This window comes from Arthrobacter sp. Cr_A7 (genome assembly GCF_029222765.1).
Classification (GTDB): Bacteria; Actinomycetota; Actinomycetes; order Actinomycetales; family Micrococcaceae; genus Arthrobacter.
Genome location: NZ_JARHXQ010000277.1, coordinates 10,272 through 30,248 on the forward strand (window position 1 = coordinate 10,272; position 19,977 = coordinate 30,248).

Annotated in this window: 12 protein-coding genes; all 12 read left to right on the forward strand. The window is 68.3% G+C overall.

All coding sequences use genetic code 11. From position 1 onward, the window contains the following. Window positions 1-40 precede the first annotated feature (40 nt). The 12 genes from P2Q66_RS16310 (at window position 41) to P2Q66_RS16365 (ending at window position 19,960) form a co-directional block, all read left to right on the forward strand. A complete protein-coding gene (locus P2Q66_RS16310) occupies window positions 41-1,372 on the forward strand; it encodes a DUF58 domain-containing protein (RefSeq protein WP_275729790.1) in 1,332 nt (443 codons plus the stop codon). Beyond that, window positions 1,369-3,993, forward strand: coding sequence for a transglutaminase domain-containing protein (locus P2Q66_RS16315; RefSeq protein WP_275729793.1), 2,625 nt, complete (start codon window positions 1,369-1,371; stop codon window positions 3,991-3,993). The genes P2Q66_RS16310 and P2Q66_RS16315 overlap by 4 nt, the downstream gene beginning before the upstream one ends. Then, window positions 3,990-5,555 carry an RDD family protein gene (locus tag P2Q66_RS16320; protein ID WP_345795645.1) on the forward strand — a complete coding sequence of 522 codons (1,566 nt, stop codon included), beginning with the start codon at window positions 3,990-3,992 and terminating at the stop codon, window positions 5,553-5,555. Before P2Q66_RS16315 ends, P2Q66_RS16320 begins: the two co-directional genes overlap by 4 nt. Then, window positions 5,552-6,577, forward strand: a complete 1,026-nt coding sequence (locus P2Q66_RS16325) for a protein phosphatase 2C domain-containing protein (RefSeq protein ID WP_275729797.1) — start codon at window positions 5,552-5,554, stop codon at window positions 6,575-6,577. Before P2Q66_RS16320 ends, P2Q66_RS16325 begins: the two co-directional genes overlap by 4 nt. Continuing rightward, window positions 6,564-8,558, forward strand: a complete 1,995-nt coding sequence (locus P2Q66_RS16330; RefSeq protein ID WP_275729798.1) for an FHA domain-containing protein — start codon at window positions 6,564-6,566, stop codon at window positions 8,556-8,558. The genes P2Q66_RS16325 and P2Q66_RS16330 overlap by 14 nt, the downstream gene beginning before the upstream one ends. Beyond that, complete coding sequence (locus P2Q66_RS16335) at window positions 8,555-10,318, forward strand: serine/threonine-protein kinase (RefSeq protein WP_275729800.1); 1,764 nt, start codon at window positions 8,555-8,557, stop codon at window positions 10,316-10,318. The genes P2Q66_RS16330 and P2Q66_RS16335 overlap by 4 nt, the downstream gene beginning before the upstream one ends. Window positions 10,319-10,363: 45 nt before the next feature. Beyond that, window positions 10,364-11,068 (forward strand): hypothetical protein, encoded by a 705-nt coding sequence (locus P2Q66_RS16340; protein WP_079595600.1) that lies wholly within the window; start codon window positions 10,364-10,366, stop codon window positions 11,066-11,068. Further along, window positions 11,065-15,510, forward strand: coding sequence for an FtsK/SpoIIIE domain-containing protein (locus P2Q66_RS16345; protein ID WP_275729802.1), 4,446 nt, complete (start codon window positions 11,065-11,067; stop codon window positions 15,508-15,510). The genes P2Q66_RS16340 and P2Q66_RS16345 overlap by 4 nt, the downstream gene beginning before the upstream one ends. A gap of 119 nt (window positions 15,511-15,629) precedes the next feature. Next, window positions 15,630-16,226 carry a hypothetical protein gene (locus tag P2Q66_RS16350; protein ID WP_275729804.1) on the forward strand — a complete coding sequence of 199 codons (597 nt, stop codon included), beginning with the start codon at window positions 15,630-15,632 and terminating at the stop codon, window positions 16,224-16,226. A 36-nt stretch (window positions 16,227-16,262) separates the two neighbouring features. After that, window positions 16,263-18,539, forward strand: a complete 2,277-nt coding sequence (gene ligA / locus P2Q66_RS16355) for an NAD-dependent DNA ligase LigA (protein WP_275729805.1) — start codon at window positions 16,263-16,265, stop codon at window positions 18,537-18,539. After that, window positions 18,536-19,375: an inositol monophosphatase family protein gene (locus P2Q66_RS16360; RefSeq protein ID WP_275729807.1), complete on the forward strand. Its 840-nt coding sequence runs from the start codon at window positions 18,536-18,538 to the stop codon at window positions 19,373-19,375. Before ligA ends, P2Q66_RS16360 begins: the two co-directional genes overlap by 4 nt. 81 nt (window positions 19,376-19,456) lie before the next feature. Next, window positions 19,457-19,960 (forward strand): GNAT family N-acetyltransferase, encoded by a 504-nt coding sequence (locus P2Q66_RS16365; RefSeq protein WP_079595595.1) that lies wholly within the window; start codon window positions 19,457-19,459, stop codon window positions 19,958-19,960. Window positions 19,961-19,977 lie beyond the last annotated feature (17 nt).

The following is a 19,977-nucleotide window of genomic DNA, read 5'->3' on the forward strand; positions in this document are numbered from 1 at the left end:
CGCGAAAAATAATCCAGCGCAACATAACGAAGGCACACATATGTCCAGCGGCACCCCGTTGATCCGTCTCACGGAGCGTCTCAAGCAACCCTTCGCCAGGAACGGCCAGCCCACCCGGCTGCACCCGGCCGCCGTCTGGGCCGAAGCGAGCAGCACGGCCGTCCTGGCACTGGCACCAGCGTGGCGGGCGGTCCGCGGCGCCTGGCTGAAGTACGCCTGGCCGGTCCTGTCAGTGGTCAGCGTCCTGGGCTGGTCCGTGCTTGCCGCTTCCATCCTGCTTTGGGCAACAGGCCAGGCCTTCGGCTGGCAGGAGGCCAAGGCAGCTGCCATTGCAGCCTTCGTCATGCTCCTGGTTGCGGTGGGCTTCATCCTGGGCCGATCCTCCTACGGAGTGGTGCTGGACCTCGCCCGCACACGGGTGGCCGTTGGGGACAGCGCCGTGGGCAGCATCGCCGTGTCCAACACGTCAGCCCGTCCTTTGCTGCCGGCGGCACTGGAACTGCCGGTGGGCAATGCCACGGCGGTGTTCCACCTGCCCCGGATGAAACCCCAGCAGGTCCACGAGGACCTGTTCACCATTCCAACGGCCCGCCGCGCCGTGATCGTGGTGGGGCCCGTGCGGTCCGTCCGGGCCGACCCGCTGCACCTCCTGCGCCGGCAGGTCCGGTGGACCGAACCGGAAGACCTCTTCGTCCACCCCCGCACCGTTGCCCTCGCCGGTTCCGCAGCCGGATTCATCCGCGACCTGGAAGGCATGCCCACCACGGACCTGTCCAGCGCCGACGTGTCCTTCCACGCCCTGCGCGACTACGTCCCGGGCGATGACCGGCGGCACATCCACTGGAAGACCACCGCGCGGACCAACAAGCTGATGGTGCGCCAGTTTGAGGAAACCCGCCGCGCCCACCTTGCCATCTCCTTGTCCATCAACACTGATGAGTATGCCTCCGAGACCGAATTCGAGATGGCCATCTCGGCGGCAGCGTCGATCGGCCGCCAGGCCATCCGTGAACAGCGGGAACTGGATATCCTCACCCAAAAAGGCCCGCTGCGCTGTGAAACCGGCCGCAACATGCTGGATGACATGACCAGGATTGTCGGCACTTCCATGCGCCGCACCGCCGTCGACGTCGCCAGGACCCTGGCGGACACTGTCCCCAACGCCTCCGTCATTTTCTTCGTGGTGGGCAGCAACGTGACCGCCACGCAGCTCCGTTCCGCGGCGGTGTCTGTACCGCCCGGCGTGCGCAGCCTCGCCGTGAGGATCGAGGCGGGGGCCGCCCCCACCAGGGCCAACATCGCAGACCTGACGGTGCTGACGCTTGGTGACCTGGCCGACCTTGCCATCGTGCTGAGAAAGGCGGCAGCATGAGCTCCGCACCGGGCCAGGGCCCGCGCATGACCTCCCGCCGCGCTGCGTCAAGGAACCAGCAGGGCTCGCCGTTCGACGACGGCCAGCCGCGCTGGCATTTCGCGCTCGACGCCGGCGCCCTGACAGTCCTGCTGGGACTGGGCCTGCTCGGCTTCGGGCTGAGCTTCGGCGGCGATCCCTACTACCTCTTGTCCGGCTTTGGCGGGATTATCCTCGGCCTGGCCATCGGCGTCGTCAATGCCCACCTCCGCCTGGGCCTGCTGATCACCACAGCCCTCGCCCTGGGCGCCTACCTGGTGTTCGGCACGCTGCTGGCGGTCCCTGACTCGGCCATCGCGGGGTTTGTTCCCACCCTGGACTCGCTGCGGATCCTGCTGCTGGGCATCGTCTTCGCGTGGAAGGACATGCTCACGGTCGGCGTGCCGGTTGGAACGGCCGGCGGCGTGCTCATCGTCCCCTTCCTCAGCTCGATGATCACCGCGCTGATCACTGCGATCCTGACCTGGCGCGCCAGGAGCCCCTACTTTCCGCTCCTTCCCGTGCTGGTCCTGTTCGTCACGGGCATCGCGTTCAGCACCAACGCAGCGTTCCTCACGCTCGAACGCGGCATCGGCCTCACGGTCCTGGGCATCGCGTGGGCAACGTTCCGCCGGGACGCCCTGCGGCGGAACAGCACCCGCAAGGTCTCGGTGAACAACCCGCAGACCGATTCCTCCACCGCCCGCCGTGCCAAGGTACGGCGGCTGGGAATGGCCGCGGGCGTCATCGCCGTCAGCGTCGCCGTCACCGCACTGTCCGCCCCGCTGGTCACCGCCGGCAACGACCGGAAAGTCCTGCGGAATGTGGTGGTCCCGCCGTTCGACCCCAAGGACTACATCACTCCGCTGGCCAGCTTCCGGACCTTCGTCAAGGACAAGAAGGACGACACCCTGTTCGTCGTCAAGGGCCTCCCTCGCGATGCCCGGGTGCGCCTGGGGGCGCTGGACGCCTTCAACGGCACCAACTACAACATGGACCCCAACGGATCGGGCAACTTCAGCAAGGTGGGCGATACCGAATCCATCAACACGCTGGCCGACACCTCCGGGACCGTGCCCACCAACGACTACGCCATCAACATCACCATCGAGGACTACCAGGGCTTCTTTGTTCCGGGCGGGCGCAAAACCACCGGCCTCAGCTTTGACCAGGGTGCCTCCGCCGCAGCCTCCGGCCTCTACTTCAACTCAGGCACGGACACCGCCGTCACCACCAACGGGCTGTCCCGCGGCGATTCCTACAGCGTGCAGGTGTCCGACCCCGTCAAGCTGGAACACGGGCAGCTCACCCAGTACGACTTCGCCAAAATCACCCTGCCGGACGCCCTCGAGGTGCCGCCTGTCGTGGCGTCCCAGGCCAACGATCTGTCTGCAGATGCGCCCACCGCGATTGACCGGGTCCGCCAGATCGAAGCGCACTTCCAGAAGACCGGCGCCTTCAGCAACGGCCTGGTCAGTGAAGGCCAGCTGCCCAGCGTCTCCGGGCATGGTGCCGCCCGGATCCGAAACCTGCTGACGGCGAAACAGATGCTTGGTGACGATGAGCAATACGCCGTCGCCATGTCCCTGATGCTCCGCCACCTGGGCATTCCGTCCCGCGTGGTGATGGGCTTCTACCCTGATCCCACCAGCCCCGAAAACGGTGCGGGCGAGGTCAAGATCACCGGCAAGAACGTCCATGCCTGGGTGGAAGTGGCCTTCGAACGCGTGGGCTGGGTCAGCTTCGACCCCACCCCGCCGAAGGACAACGTTCCCATCCCGCCGGACCCGGAAAACAAGTCCAAGCCCAAGCCCCAGGTGCTGCAGCCGCCGCCCCCGCCGCAGGAGCCCGCGGACCTTCCGCCGGACTCCTCGCCCGATGCGCTGGACGCCGACCAGAAGAAGAACAATCCCTGGCTGTTCTGGGGTGCCCTGCTGGGCGCGCTGGGCGTCGCCCTGATCCCGCTGTCCATCCTTGCGTTGCCGCTGCTGCTGATTGCCCTGCTGAAATCACGACGCCGGAAGTCGCGTTTCAGCGCCGGCCACCCTGCGCAGCGGGTCGGCGGAGGCTGGAGCGAGGTGGTGAGCCTTGCCACCGACCTGGGCGCCGCCGTTGATACCCGTGCCACGCGCCGGGAAAGCGCCGCGGTCCTGGCCGAGGCGTTCCCCGCCAGCAAGGAAACAACCACCCTGCTGGCACGACGGGCCGACGCATCGATCTTTGGTGCCGGCCAGCCCACCGAGGACGAGGTCCGGGAGTACTGGACCATTGTGGACAGCTCCCTGACCGAGATGACCGCAACGATGGGATTCTGGCGCCGGCAACAGGCGAGGTTCTCCCCGCGTTCCCTCCTTGCCGATGCCCGCACGGTCCTCAACCTGCGGGGTTCACGCCTGGCGTTGCCGGCCCTGCCGTCCATCACGTTGCCCGGGCGGCGCCGTGCCGCGGCAGGACCGGGGCCGGGGCAGGAGCCGGCTGACGGTCCTGCACCGCAGGCCCCGCCGGCCGGACAGCCAGGCACAGAACAGCCAGGCACAGAACAGCCGGGCACAGGACAACCGCCCACAACAGCACCTCCCACGCAAGGACCCATGACGCAGTGACCTCCGACGCCGAACGTTGCCCGCGATGCCAGCAACTGATCCGCACGGGGGCGGCTTTCTGTACGGCCTGTGGTGCGCCCCTGCCCAACCGGTCGGCGCGGAGCACCAGCAACCTGGACCGCAGGCCGAACCACGGCGTGGACTCCCGTACCGGCCTGCCCGCCGCGCACGGGCCGGCGATTCCCGGTACTATCCCGGTAGTACAAACGCCCCCGGCCCATCACGCCGCGGGCATCGCGGGCACGGGGCAGGGGAGTTCCGGCGGTTCCACTGCCCAGGTGGGTGCCGCTCCAGGGGGAGGAACGGGAATGGCAACAAACCTTCAACTTGTTCCGGCCACGGCGGGCAAGCGGCTCGGTGCCGCCGTCATTGACTGGCTGCCGCCGCTCGCAGTGCTGGTGGTGACGTTCGCCATTGGTTTTGCGGGGATCACCCGTACCCGAAACGGCGGGTTTATCACCTACGACACAGCGTCCCTGGTGCTGTTCGGCAGCATCGGACTGGGGCTCACCCTCGTCTACACCTTCGTGGTGATGGGAATCGAAGCCCGGACCGGCAAGACTCCGGGAACCCTGTTGATGGGCATCCGCAGCGCCGATAACGACGGCTACGCCCCCGGTGCAGGTGCCGTCTTCCTGCGTGGCCTGGTCACGGGTGCCGGCATCCTGCTGGCGCTGCTCGCGGCGATCCTGGTGGTGGTCTTCCAATGGTTCGGTCCCGCCCTGTTCATCCTCACGCCGCTGATGCTGGTGGGCGCGGCCTGGGCCGTGCTGGTGGTGGTGTCCAACCGCTGGGACAAGAACGGCCGGCTTCGGGGCTGGCACGATGCCGCTGCCAAGACGCTTGTCTTTGACGTAAAGGCCGGCCGCGACCCCATCACCACCGGCGGCATCCAGGGGCCCTACAGTTTCGCGCCGCTGGACCTGCCGCCCGTGCAGCAGGTGCTGTCGCCGGTGGCCGGTGCCAAAGCTCCCACGGTCATCAATGCCCAGGGTCCGGTAAGCCCGGGCCAGGCGCCGGCGGCCACCACGCAGGCGCCGGGCGTTACGCTGCCCTCCCAGACGATGCCGTACACCGCCCCGGCGTCCTTTGTGCCGCCTTCCGGCACGGGGTTGGAAGCGGCTCCGGCTGCCCTACAGGCACCGGACCCGCAGCAGGTCCGGGCGTACCACCCGGACGACGACGTCGAGCGCACGCAGGTGCGGCCGGGAACCGGCGGCCCTGCTCCCGTTGCCGTCCTGAGAATCCGGCTCGACGACGGCCGCGACTTCCAGCTGGACCGCAGCGTGCTGGTGGGCCGCAACCCTGTGGGCCAGGCCGGTGAACAGCACGCGCAGTTGCTGGCCGTTGACGATCCCGGCCGCTCCATCTCGAAGACCCACCTGCACCTGCTCACGGACGGCGCAGGAATCTGGGTGACCGACCGGAATTCGACCAACGGCAGCGCCGTGACCACCCCAGACGGACTCCGCACAGCACTTGTGCCGGGTGTCCCCACCTTTGTTACCCCGGGATCCAGTGTTCATTTTGGAGACCGAACCTTTTACCTAGGACAGGCATGAACCAACAGCCCGCCAGCGTTCCCTCCACCATGCAGCCGGGGCCGGGCCTCAGCCTGACCTGCGGTTACGGAACCGACCGGGGCCTCCGCCGGGAGCTGAACGAGGATTCCTACATTGCTTCCGATCCCGTTTTCGCAGTGGCGGACGGCATGGGCGGCCACGAGGCCGGCGAGGTGGCCAGCGGACTGTGCGTCCGCGCCCTGGCCGCCATGCCCCAGCTCACCACCGGAGAGCGGACCGCCACGGCAGCGGTCCTCCAGCAATACCTGGTCCGGGCGGACAACTCTATCCGGGAAGCCACCGGCGCCCGCGCCGGCACCACCCTGAGCGGTGCCGTAATCGTGGAGCAGATGGGCGTGCCCTACTGGCTGGTCATGAACATCGGCGACTCCCGCACCTACCGCCTCAGCCAGGGCCGGTTCGAACAGATCAGTGTTGACCACTCCGAAGTCCAGGAACTCGTGGACGCCGGCGAGATCACCCCCCAGCAGGCCACTGTGCACCCCCGGCGCCACGTGGTCACGCGGGCCCTGGGCACGGGAGACGAGACGGAGGCCGACTACTGGCTTCTTCCCGTTGAGGAAGGGGACCGCATCCTGGTGTGTTCCGACGGGCTCACCTCAGAACTGACCGATGAACATATCTTCCGGATCCTCAGCACAGTGGGCCAGCCGCAGGACGCCGTGGATGCCCTCATCCAGGCCGCACTGCGCAACGGCGGAAGGGACAACGTCACGGTGATCGTAGTGGACGCCCGCAACGTCCTGAACGACGCCGGCGCGGCCACCACCGCGCCGCGGCCCGACTCCTCCGCGGAAGACGAAGTGACGCTGCCCCGCTCGCAGGCCGTGCAGTCGGCCACCCAGCCGCTGCCTCAGCAGGACGCAGGGGAGGACGACGCAGGGCAGCGCACGGGGCAGACGGTGGACCAGGGTGCTGAAACGAACAACGGCCAGGGCCCGGGAACGAAGAATGAACAGGGCAGCGACGACAACGGGGAGCCCGACCATGGCCGGCATTAGTTACGTACCGGGCAGCTGGCTGGGCATCGTCCGTTCCCGGACCGCCGTCCTCCTCGGCCCGGACACACCGCCCGCCCTTGCCGATGTGCTCTGGAGCCTGCTGGCGGACACACCCGAGGTCCACGAAGTACTGCATGCCGTCACCAGCAGCTCCGGCGGCTCCCTGGCGAGCATCCCGTCTTTCGGCATCCTCGACTTCACCGGGCCCCTGCGGGTGTTCCTGCGGGGGGAACTGGAGCTCACCGTCGCGTTGCCGAACGGCACAGTGGAGCTCAACGGCCGGGACGTTACTACCTGGAACGAACGCCGCTTCGACATGCCGGGACAGTGCACACTCACCATTCCGGACGCTGCTTCCGAGGGGCACCGGGAACTTCCGCTGGGGGAGGGGGCGGTCCTGTTGCAGTCCCTGACCCTTGCGCTGGCTACGGGACAAGCAGGAGCCGGCTCAGTGCAGGCGACAGTCGGCGCCGCTGCACTTCAGGGAGTGGTTGACGCCGAAACCGCCATCGAAGGGCACCTGGAAGTTGAAGCCGAAGCGGATGTTCTGGAAATGACGGTGTCGCCGGAGCACGGGGTGTCAGCGGAAACAGTGCTCGAGGTTATCGACGACGAGGCGGACCACAACGATCCGGACCACAACGAAACGGACCACGACGATGCGGGCTTCGGCGGGCAGCCGGAGATGGAAGGCCATGCGGGGCACGCCCCGGTTTCCCCAATTCCGCAGGTATCCGTCACGCCGCTCGACGCTTCTCAACCAGGGACCGCGGAGGCAGGCAGCACACCTGGCGGGGCGGGGTCTGCACAGGCTGAAACTATGGCGGCCAGTGACCTCACGGGTTCCTATGACCATTTGTGGGAGCGCACGGTGATACGGAACATCGAAGATGCGGCCGTGCGGGAAGACGCGGAGGCGGACGAGGCTGCGCAGGCCTCTTCCCGGGCCCCGGCCGAGGTCGCCGCCCAAGCCCCGGCCCTGGAGCCGGGGGCCCAGCGGGCGGCGCTTGAACCCGCCGACGAGGGGGAGGTGCCGGGCGTGCCCGCCACCAGCGGGGACTCCGCAAGCGCGTCGGGCTCCGGTCCGCTTGATGGCCCCGGGCACCGGCCCGGAGCCGGCGACGGGTCCGAGTCAGCAGCACGCCCGGCCCAGGCCGGGACCCTCATCGATTCCGTACCCTGGCGGACCGGAAACCCAGTCTCCGGCCAGGCGCAGGCGCAGGCGCAGGTGGGGGCGCACATCACCGCAACCCCAATCGCCGCGGCGCACATCGCCGCGCCTCCAGCGCCGCCAACCACGCCAACCACGCCAACCCCGCCAACCCCGGGAACACCGCCGTCGGCCGTGCCGGCACCCGTGGCGGGAACAACGCCGCCGGAAGGGACTGGCTGGCAAGGAGGGGCGCGTCCACAGGCCGCACTGGACTTTGACGGTGACCACGACGGCCAGACCGTGATGAAGGGCAGCCTCGCCGGTATGGTGTCCCATCCCGCCCCGGCCGTCTCCGCGGATCCCGCCGCAGGGCCCACTGTGCTGGCCCGGGTCTGTGCCCAGGGCCACGCGAACCCGCCCACCCGTGCCCAATGCGCAGCATGCGGAGAGGCGCTGTTGCCTGACGCCGTCCAGGTGGCCCGTCCCAGGCTGGGCCGGATGCGCCTGTCCACCGGCGAGCTGCTGGATCTGGACCAGTCCCTGGTCATCGGCCGGCAGCCGTCCGTATCCCGCGTGCAGGGCGGCGTTATGCCGCGCCTGGTCCAGGTGGCGAGTCCCGGCGGCGACATCTCCCGTTCCCATGTTGAAGTCCGGCTGGAAGGCTGGCACGTCATGCTCTGCGACCTGAAGGCCACCAACGGCACCGTCCTGGTGCGGGACGGCCAGCCGCCGCGCCGGCTGGCCCAGAACGAGATGGCCATCCTGCTGGACGGCGACATCGCCGAACTGGGAGACAACATCTCGCTGCGTTTTGAGGAGATTCTTTGAGTTCCAAACGGCCTGTAGCGCCGCCACCCCACATCCCGGGGTTCACGTACATCAGCCTGCTCGGCTCCGGCGGGTTCTCCGACGTCTACCTGTATGAGCAGGACCGGCCCCGGCGGAAAGTCGCCGTCAAGGTGCTGCTTTCGGACCTGAAGACCGAGGGCGCCCGCCGCCGCTTCGAGTCCGAGGCCAACCTGATGGCGCAGCTGTCCTCGCACCCCTACATCGTCACGATCTATGAAGCGGAAGTGACCGACGCCGGGCACTCCTACCTGGCCATGGAATACTGCTCCCGGCCAAGCCTTGACGTCCGGTACCGCCGTCAGCGCTTCAGCGTGGACGAGGTCCTGGCCGTCGGCATCCAGGTGGCGTCCGCCGTCGAAACAGCCCACCGCGCAGGCATTGCCCACCGCGACATCAAGCCCGCCAACATCCTGGTGACCGACTACAACCGCCCGGCGCTCACCGACTTCGGAATCTCCGGCACACTGGCCGGCGACTCCGACGACGACTCCGGCATGTCCATCCCGTGGTCGCCGCCCGAGCAGTTCAGGGACGGCAGCGTGGACGGCGTGATGGTGGACGTCTGGGCCCTCGGCGCGACGCTCTACACGCTCCTCGCCGGCCGGTCGCCGTTCGTGATGCCCGGTGCCGACAATTCACAGCGTGAGCTGATCAACCGGATCAGCACCATGGCCCTGCCCCGGCTGGGCCGCGCCGACGTGCCCGAGTCCCTGGAACTGGCGCTGTCCACGGCCATGGCCAAGTCCCCGCAGTCCCGCTACTCGTCCGCGCACGCCTTCGCCCTTGCCCTGCAGCGAATCCAGGCCGAGCTCAACCTCTCCGTCACGCCCTTCGAGGTGCTGGAGGAACCGCACCAGGAGGACAGCCACCCGGACGACGGCTTCGAGGAGACCCGTGTCCGGAGCATCGCCGCCATCGATCCGGAGCGGACAGGCAGCGCGCCCACCTTTCCGGCACGCACGTGGCCCCAGGACACAAGCAAGGGAGGCAACAACCGGGGAACCGGCGGCCCCGGAAGCGCCGCACCGCCGTCGCGCCTTCCCGCAGCAGGGGCGTTGCCCGCGTCCCCGGCGGCGCCCGCCCCGCAGGTCCCCGCCGGCCTCCCGGGCCAGGACGTTAGGCACGACGGCGGCCCGCAGGAATGGGCCCAGGCTACGGTCCTGCGCGGCACCGCGGGGAGCGCGCATCCCAATGACGGCGGGCCCGTGCACGCCGCTGATGCTTCCTATACCGGCGCCGCTGACACCACTGTCCACCGGCCGGCAAGGGTGGACGAACCAGCCGTGGCGCCCGTCAGGGACCACGGCAAGCGCAACCTCTGGCTCGCCCTGTCCGGGGGCACACTGCTGGCGCTCGCCGCCGTCGTGGGCCTGGTGGTGGCAAACGCCGCCCCGCACACGCCCGAAGCAGTTAAGACCCAGCAGGTAAACAATCCGCCCGCCGATGCCCTCGACAACGGCACCGTTCCCGACGTCGAAGGCCTTGCCGCAGCGCGGACGTCCCACGACCGGAACATCATCGAATTCTCCTGGACAAACCCGCAGCCGCAGGAGGATGACACGTACAAGTACCGGACCAAGTCGGCGAAAGCGGACGGCGAGTATGAAACCGTACTCACGGAGAGTACCTTCGTCTCCGGTTTTCTCGAGCCGCCCATCTGCGTTCAGGTGATCCTGGTACGGGCCGACGGCAGTGCTTCTCCGGGGGGCCCGGACTCCATTGCCTGCCTGGAGGATTAGCCGGCGCATGACACACGCACATTGCCCACTGAGGAGGCATAGAGCATGGGGGATCTAGCAATAGATTTCTGTGGTGAATGGTACGAGCCGTCGGACGAGGACGTCTTCAACATCGGCCGTGAAGGCGACCTGGAGGTGGACGACAACCCGTATCTGCACCGGCAGTTCCTGCAGGTGGCCCGCTACGACGGCATCTGGTGGCTGAGCAACGTGGGCAGCATGCTGTCCGCCACCGTGGCCGACGCCTCGGGCGGCATGCAGGCCTGGCTCTCGCCCGGCGCCCGGATCCCGCTGGTGTTCAGCCACACCAACATCATTTTCACGGCCGGTCCCACAACGTACGAGTTTGCGGTGCACCTGAAGACCCCTTCCTTCCGCCAGGAGGCGCGCGACGGCGACAGCAACGGCGACACCACCATCGGCCCGGTGGTGTTCACCGATTCGCAGAAGGCGCTCATTGTGGCGCTTGCCGAGCCGATGCTCCGCCGGGAAGGGACGGGGTTCAGCGCCATTCCCTCCTCAGCCGCGGCGGCCAAGACCCTTGGCTGGGCCCTGACCCGCTTCAACCGGAAACTGGACAACGTCTGCGACAAACTGGACCGCGTGGGCGTGGTGGGGCTGCGCGGCGGCGGCGGCAAGCTCGCCACCAACCGCCGGGCACGGCTCGTGGAACACGCCGTCACCTCACACCTGGTGACACCGGACGACCTCCACCTCCTCGAGAAGATGAGGGGCGTGGACGAAGGATGAGGATCCGGCTGACACTCCGCAGGGAACCCGCCGAAGCCAAGGACCTGGCCGTGACCGTGGACGGCCTGGCCACGGTGGCTGACATCGCCGCCGTGCTCTGGGCTGCGGACCCGGACCGCAAGGGCACCCCTGCGCCGGAGAACCTTTCCCTGCGCATCGATGAGGCCTTCGTGGGCGCCGGCATCAGCGGGAACGTCCTGACCCGCACCGACAACCTCCTCGAGTCCGGCCTCCGCCCGGGCTCGGTGGTATCGCTGGCCCAGGTGAGCGAACAGTTCCATGTTCCCGGCGCCAGCCGCGGGCCGGCCGCCGCCACCCTCCGTGTACTGTCCGGGCCCGACGTCGGACGGGAATTTTCCCTGCCCACCGGCACCAGCTACATCGGCCGGGACCGGGACGTCGACATCCGGCTCACTGACCCCCTGACCTCCAAGCGCCATGCCCGCATCACCGTGGGCGAAAGCGTGGAGATCGTGGACACGAACTCGGCCAACGGGCTCCTGATGGACGGCCTTCCCGTTACCCGCGCCACCTTGAACTCCTCGGACACGGTCACCCTGGGCGACACCACCGTGACGGTGGTTCCGCTGGGGCACAACCATGCGGCAGCCCCGACGTCGCCCCTTGTGGACTTCAACCGGTCACCCCGCGTGGTGCCCCGGTTCGAGGAGCCCAAGCGGGTGGTTCCGGCCGGGCCCAAACGTCCCGATGACCAGCCTTTCCCCTACATCATGCTGATCACCCCGCTGATGATGGGTGCCGTCATTTTCGCCGTCACGCGCAACGCGCTGTCGATGGTGTTCATGCTGATGATGCCGCTGTTCGTGGTGGGCCATTATGTGGACCAAAAGATGCGGAGCAGGCGCCAGCAGAAGGAAGCACTCAAGCAGTTCCGGGCCTCCATGGCGGCCTTCCGGCAGGACCTCACCGAAGCCCAGCAGGTGGAGCGTGCTGTCCGCCTGCAGGAAGCACCGTCGGTCAGTGACACCGTTGATGCCATCTACAAGCTCGGACCGCTGCTCTGGACCCACCGCCCGGAGCACGAGTTCTTCCTGGGCCTGCGGTTCGGGCTGGGGACGGCGCCGTCGCGCATCCAGCTGGAAGAACCGTCCAGCAACGACACCGAAGTCCAGTACACCCGCGAAATCCAGGACTGCCTGAAGCAGTTCCGGGACATCGAAGGCGTGCCCGTGGTCTCGCAGTTCCGTACCTCCGGTTCCCTCGGCCTGGCTGGCGCGCGCGGCCTGGTGGACGACGTTGCCCGCGGCATGGTGCTCCAGCTTGTGGGGCTGCATTCGCCAGCGGAGGTGGTCCTCACCGCCATCACCTCGGCGCAATCGCGGGAGCGCTGGAACTGGCTGCAGTGGCTGCCGCACGTCGGCTCCGGCCACAGCCCCCTCTCCGGCGACCACCTCGCCGCCGGATCAGCCGGCGGCTCCTCACTCGTGGCCCGCCTCGAGGACCTGCTCGACGCGCGGGAGGCCGCCGCCAGACGGTCCGCCCCGGACCTGCGTCCCGCTGTGGACCCCGCCAAGCATGAGATTGAAGCGCCGGTGCTGCCATCTGTGCTGGTCATCGTGGAGGACGACGCGCCCGTGGACCGCGGACGCCTCACCAGGCTTGCCGAACGCGGACCCGACTCCGGCGTCCACGTCATGTGGGTGGCCACTGACGTCCAGGCCCTGCCGGCAGCCTGCCGGGACTTTATGGTGGTGGACGGCGATCACGGCACCACCACCGGCCAGGTACGCCTGGGCCGCCACACCTACCCGGTCAGCTGCGAGAGCGTGGACGCCGAACTCGCCGGCCAGCTGGCACGGATGCTCGCCCCCGTGGTTGATGTGGGCAAGCCGGTGAACGACGACTCGGACCTGCCCCGCGCGGTCTCCTATGCAACGCTGATCGGCAAGGACTTCCTGGACAACCCCCAGGCAGTGGCCGAACGCTGGACGGAAAACAACTCCGTCCACGCCACCGCTGTGCCCAACCGGAAGGACAACGGCACCCTCCGCGCCCTGGTGGGGTCCAAGGGCATCGAGCCGCTGTACCTGGACCTGAAGAACGAGGGCCCGCACGCCCTGGTGGGCGGCACCACCGGCGCCGGCAAGTCCGAGTTCCTGCAGTCCTGGGTGATGGGGATGGCGGCTGCCTACAGCCCGGACCGCGTCAGCTTCCTGTTCGTGGACTACAAGGGCGGCGCCGCCTTCGCCGACTGCATCAACCTTCCGCACACGGTAGGCCTGGTCACCGACCTCTCGCCGCACCTGGTGCGCCGCGCCCTGACGTCGCTCCGGGCTGAGCTCCACTACCGCGAGCATCTGCTGAACCGAAAGAAGGCGAAGGACCTGCTGGCGCTGCAGCGCGAAGCCGACCGCGAGGCACCGCCCTACCTCATCATCATCGTGGACGAATTCGCGGCCCTCGCCAGCGAGGTCCCCGAGTTCGTGGACGGCGTGGTGGACGTTGCTGCCCGCGGCCGGTCCCTGGGCCTGCACCTCATCCTGGCCACCCAGCGGCCTGCCGGCGTGATCAAGGACAACCTCCGCGCCAACACCAACCTCCGGGTGGCCCTGCGCATGGCGGACGAGGAAGACGCCACCGACATCCTGGGCGTGCCCGACGCCGCCTACTTCGACCCGGGCATTCCCGGGCGCGGGGCCGCGAAGACCGGCCCGGGCCGCATCCAGGGGTTCCAGACCGGTTACGCCGGCGGCTGGACCACCGACAAACCGCAGCGTCCGCAGATCGACATCGTGGAAATGGCTTTCGGGTCAGGGCCAAGCTGGGAAGCGCCCGCCCCGAAAAAACCTGCAGTGGCCGAACCTGCCGGGCCCAACGATATCGCCAGGATGACGGCAAACATCGCGCGGGCCGCCGATGCGCTCGCCATCCGGCCGCCCCGCAAGCCATGGCTGGACGAACTGGCCAAAACCTACGATTTCTCCAGGTTGCCCAATCCCCGCACCGACGAGCAGCTCCTGCTCGGCGTGGCCGACGACCCCGTCCGGCAGGACCAGCCCACGGTGTTCTATGAGCCGGACAAGGACGGCAACATGGCCATTTACGGCACGGGCGGGTCCGGAAAATCCGCCGCCCTGCGCGGGATAGCCATCGCCGCCGCCGTCACACCCCGCGGCGGGCCCGTCCACGTCTACGGCATCGACTGCGGCTCGGCCGGCCTGCGGATGCTGGAAGAACTACCGCACGTGGGTGAAATCATCGACGGCGACGACGTCGAACGGGTGGGCCGCCTGCTGCGCCTCCTGCGCGACATCGCCGACCAGCGCTCCGCCCGCTTCGCGGAAGTCCGGGCATCCACCATCGTGGAGTACAGGAAGCTCGCCAACAGGCCCGAGGAGAAGCGCATCTTTGTCCTGGTGGACGGCATGTCAGCGTTCCGCGAGGCCTATGAGCACAGCCGGCTGTCCGGACTGTGGGACATCTTCCTCCAACTGGCAACCGACGGCCGTGCCCTGGGTATCCACCTGGTCGTGACGGGGGACCGGCCCAACGCCGTGCCTGCGTCGCTGCTCGCTTCCATCCAGCGCCGGCTGGTGCTTCGCCTGTCCTCCGATGACGACTACCTCTCCCTGGACGTGCCCCGCGACGTCCTGGGCGCCACCTCCCCGCCCGGCCGGGGACTGCTGGACGGGCTGGAAGTCCAGTTGGCCGTGCTCGGCGGAAACTCCAACCTGGCCCTGCAGGCACGCGAGGTGCACAAGCTCAGCGAAGCGATGCTGCGCCAGGGCCTGGACGCAGCGCCTGCCATCGAGCGGCTTCCGGACCAGGTGGAACTGGACGTGCTGCCGGCCGGCGGCCCGGACGTGCCGGTTATCGGCGTCGATGATGAAACCCTGCAGCCCGCGGGAATCATGGCCCGCGGTCCGCTGCTGCTGGCAGGACCTCCCGGCGCCGGCCGCACCGTGGCCCTGGTGACGCTCGCCTACGCCCTGCGCCGGTCCAACCCCGAAACCGAGCTGATCTACCTCGGTGCCCGGCGCTCAGCGGTGGCCTCGTTGCCGTTGTGGAACCGCTCCGTCGTGGGACCCGATGACCTGGCGGAGGTGGTGCAGGACCTGGTGGCGCATTCCTCCGGGAACCCGGGCCGGCTGGCCATCTTCATCGAAGGCCTGACGGAATACACGGATACCTTGGCAGAATCCGGCGTGGCACAACTCGTCACCGCGTCCATCAAAGCGGACCAATGGGTGGTGGGGGAGTCGGAAACCTCCACCTGGTCCTCGGCTTGGCAGCTCGCCCAGCCCTTCAAGTCCGGCCGCCGGGGCCTGCTGCTGAACCCCGGCGACATCGAGGGCGACAGCCTGTTGAATACGTCGCTGGGCCGGGTCAGCCCGGACTTCATCCCGGGCCGCGGATACGTGGTGGGCCGCGGAAAGGCGCGCAAAATCCAGGTGGCGCTGCCGCCCGAAAACCGGGACTAGGAACCGTATATCCGAAGGGCCGCACATTCGATGGATTTGCGGCCCTCCGGCGTGTTGTAGAAGACTGCAGGGACACCAGAAAGCCGCAGACGGGGGACTGCGCGCGTCGAAAGGTATCCATGACCGCGTCCTCTCCGATACTCCGCGCTGCCTCGGCAACCGCGTCAGCAGCCGTACTGGCGCTCTCGGTGACCCTTCCCGCAGGCGGAGCCGCCTTCGCTGATTCGCCCGAGCCAACAGGTTCTGCCACCACCAGCACCACCTATCCTGCGGAACCATCGGAGACCAAGACCACGGAGCGCACGGAGAAGCCCCGGGATCCCGACGATCCCCCCGGCCAGCCGGACGGCCCTGCTCCGGCGGCCCCGCAGCCCCAGCTGCCCTCCGCGCCCGCTCCCGCAGCCCCCACTGTGGTCCCCGAGCCCGCAGAACCGGCCGATGCCGACGCTCCGGACCCCGCCGCGACGTCCAGCACGCCCGAAACCGGCACCCCGGCCGGCGTCAATCCCTCCACGGCTGGACCGTCGTCGGAATCAAACTGGAACCAGCCCGTCACCCGCTCAGCCAAGGCTACCCAGGCCGCCGCCATGAGCCGTCCCGGCAGCGAAGGCCCGGGCGGACCCAACCTGCCGGCCATCGCGGCCGGCGTCCTCCTGGTGGGCCTCGGCGGAGGCGTCTTTACCTGGTGGGGCAGGAACCGCCTCCGCGCGCACTGACCCCGCACTCCGGCGCGGGTAGGGCAAGATAGGTCTGTGAGCACAGGAGCAGGCCCCGCAGAAAAGACAGCCACCCGGACCACCGCCCCCGATGGTCCGGACGCCATCCCTTCCGAGTCCGTCCGGGAGGAGTACGAAAACCTGGCGGATCTCGTCCGGAAGTACCGGTTCGCGTACTACCAGGAAGACGCCCCCCTGGTATCGGATGCCGAATTCGACACACTCTTCCGCCGCCTCGAGGAGATCGAGGCCCTGCACCCCGAACTGGTCTCCAACGACTCACCCACCCAGGAAGTGGGCGGCGAAGTCTCGGCGGCCTTCGCCGCGGTGGAGCACCTGCAGCGCATGTACAGCCTCGAGGACGTCTTCTCCCTCGGGGAACTCGAGGCATGGCTCAACAGGGCCGAGGCTAGCATCGAAAAACTTGGCGACGGCGCTGCCAAAGCCGCCTGGCTCACCGAGCTCAAGATCGACGGGCTGGCCGTCAACCTGCTGTACCGGGACGGCAAGCTGGTGCGTGCCGCCACCCGCGGAGACGGAACCACGGGCGAGGACATTACCCACAACGTGCTCACCATCAAGGAGATCCCGCAGCAACTGAACGGCGACAGTTTCCCCGCCGAAATGGAAGTCCGCGGCGAGGTGTTCATTCCCTCGCAGGCCTTCGCCGAATTCAACGAAGCACTCATCGAAGCGGGCAAGGCTCCGCTGGCGAACCCGCGCAACGCCGCAGCAGGCTCCCTGCGGCAGAAGGACCCGGCGGAGACCGCCAAGCGGCCGCTGAAGATGTTCGTCCACGGCATCGGCGCACGCGAAGGCCTCGAAGCCCGCAGCCAGTCGGAAACCTACGCCCTGCTCAAGGCCTGGGGCCTTCCCGTGAGCCCGTACTTTGAAGTGCTGGAACGCCGGGAGGACGTCCTGGCCTTCATTAAGAAGTACGGTGACCAGCGCCATAAGCTGCTCCACGAAATCGACGGCATCGTGATCAAGGTGGACGACTTCGCCACCCAGCGCGCCCTCGGCTACACCACCCGGGTACCGCGCTGGGCCGTCGCCTACAAGTACCCGCCGGAGGAAGTGCACACCAAGCTTCTGGACATCATGGTCAACGTTGGCCGCACCGGACGGGTTACGCCCTTCGGAATGATGGAACCGGTCAAGGTGGCCGGCTCCACCGTGGAGATGGCCACCCTCCACAACCAGGACGTGGTCAAGGCCAAGGGCGTGAAGATCGGCGACATCGTGGTCCTGCGGAAGGCCGGCGACGTCATCCCCGAAATCGTGGGCCCGGTCCTGAACCTTCGCGACCAGCAGGATCCGCCGGTCCGGGACTTCGTCATGCCCACCGAATGCCCGTCCTGCGGCACCCCGCTGGCCCCGGCCAAGGAGGGGGACGTGGACATCCGCTGCCCCAACGCCAAGTCCTGCCCCTCACAGCTCCGGGAGCGGGTGTTCCACCTCGCCGGCCGCGGCGCCTTCGACATTGAGGCGCTGGGCTGGGAAGCGGCCATCGCGCTGACCCAGCCGGCCGAACCGGAGGTTCCGCCGCTCACCTCGGAGGCCGCCCTCTTCGACCTTACCTCCGAAGATTTGGCCCCCGTAAAGATCCGGCGCGAGAAGCGGTCCAAGGGCGTTGGAACCGGTGAGTACGAGCTGGTGCCCTACTTCTACAGCAAGGGCACGGCGAAGTCGCCGTCGAAGCCCACCGCCACCACGGAAAAGCTGTTCAAGGAGCTGGAAAAGGCCAAGGCGCAGCCGCTGTGGCGCGTCCTGGTGGCACTGTCCATCCGGCACGTCGGTCCGCGGGCCTCCCGCGCGCTGGCCCAGGCCTTCGGCACCATGGACGCCATCCGGGCAGCGTCGGAGGAAGACCTCGCCCACGTTGACGGCGTGGGACCCACCATCGCCGCCGCACTCAAGGAATGGTTCACGGAGGACTGGCACCGGGAGATCGTGGACCGCTGGGCAGCCGCCGGCGTGCGGATGGAGGATGAGCGTGACGAGTCCATGCCGCGCACCCTTGAGGGACTCACGGTGGTGGTGACCGGCTCGCTGCCCAACTTCAGCCGGGACGAAGCCAAGGAAGCCATCCTGCTCAGGGGAGGCAAGGCCGCAGGCTCGGTCTCCAAGAACACCAGCTACCTGGTGGCCGGCGAAAGCGCCGGCACCAAACTGGACAAAGCCGAGCAGCTCGGCATTCCCGTCCTGGACGAAGACGGCTTCCGGCTCCTGCTGGAGGCCGGGCCGGCAGCATTCGCGGAAGCAGCGCCGGCAGCGGCGGATACGGCCGAAGCCGTGGAGGAGGACGCATGAGCGTCGGCGAAGGACAGCTGAATAGCGAAGCTACAACAGCAGGGCTCCTTGCCATCGCAAAGGACGCGGCAGCGGCAGGAGCGCAGGTCCTCGCCACGAGGAACAGCGACGCACTCAACGCCAGCAACAAGGGTGCGGCCGGGGACTGGGTCACGGCCTTCGATGTGGCCGCCGAGAACGCGGTGCGCGCTGTCATTGCCGCGGCCCGTCCGCGTGACAGCATCACCGGCGAGGAACACGGAACCACCCGGCCGGAGGCGTCCTCCGGGTACCGCTGGTCCATCGACCCCCTGGACGGCACCACCAACTTCATCCGGAACATCGTCTACTACGCCACGTCGGTGGCGGTGGCGGATGCCGACGGCGCCTGGCTGGCCGGCGTGGTCAACGCGCCAGCGCTGGGCCGCGTCTACTACGCCTCCCGCGGCGGGGGTGCCTGGCTGGAGGAGGGCGGTACGGTGACCCGGCTGGAAGGTCCGGTTCCCGGCCGGAAGGGGCAGATCCTCGCCACCGGCTTCAGTTATGATCCCGGCGTCCGTTCCGAGCAGGCAGCCGTCTTTGGCCAGCTGATGGCGGGCTTCGCGGACGTCCGGCGCCTTGGCTCCGCCGCCCTGGACCTGTGCCTGGTGGCAGACGGAACCCATGATGCCTTCGGGGAGCGCGGACTCAACGAGCACGATTTTTCGGCCGGTGCCCTCATCGCGGAGGAGGCCGGGTGCTGGGTGCGGCGGCCCCGGCTGGCCAGCCCGCTGGAGGGCGGACCCACCGACCAGGAGCGGCTGGACGCCTGGACCTGTGCCGCGGGCCTGGAGCTCTCCGGCAGGTTCCCGCTCTGAAAGCTGCCAAAAGGTGATAGTTCGATCACGGAAAACGCCCTTTGGGGCCAGGGGAGCGCTGGCCGCCACTACCATTGATGGGTGCATCCGCAGATAACCGTCCGTCCCGCCGTCGAATCCGATTTCGACGCCGTTGCCCGCATCACGCGTGATTCCTACCTCGCGGCGGGCTACTTCGACGACGCCGAGCACCCCTACATGCGCAAGGTCCAGGACGTCGCACAGCGCGCCGGCCAGGCCACCGTCTGGGTGGCAGAGCGGGCCGGAGCCGTGGTGGGGTCGGTGACCCTGGCCCTGGCGGGTGAGCCGTACGCGGACATCGCACTGGGCGACGAGCTGGAATTCCGCATGCTGGTGGTGGACCCGGCCGTGCAGCGCAGCGGCGCCGGCAAGGCCATGATGGCGGCCATCGTGGACCACGCCAAAGCATTGGACGGCATCAACGCCGTTTCGCTGACCACCGGAAGCACCTGGGAAAGCGCCCGCGGGCTGTACAACAAAACCGGCTTCGCCAGGGTGCCGGACCGTGACTGGTTCGTCCCCGGAACTGACATAAAGCTGCTGGTTTACCGGCTGGACCTGTAGCAGCCCTACAGTGGTGG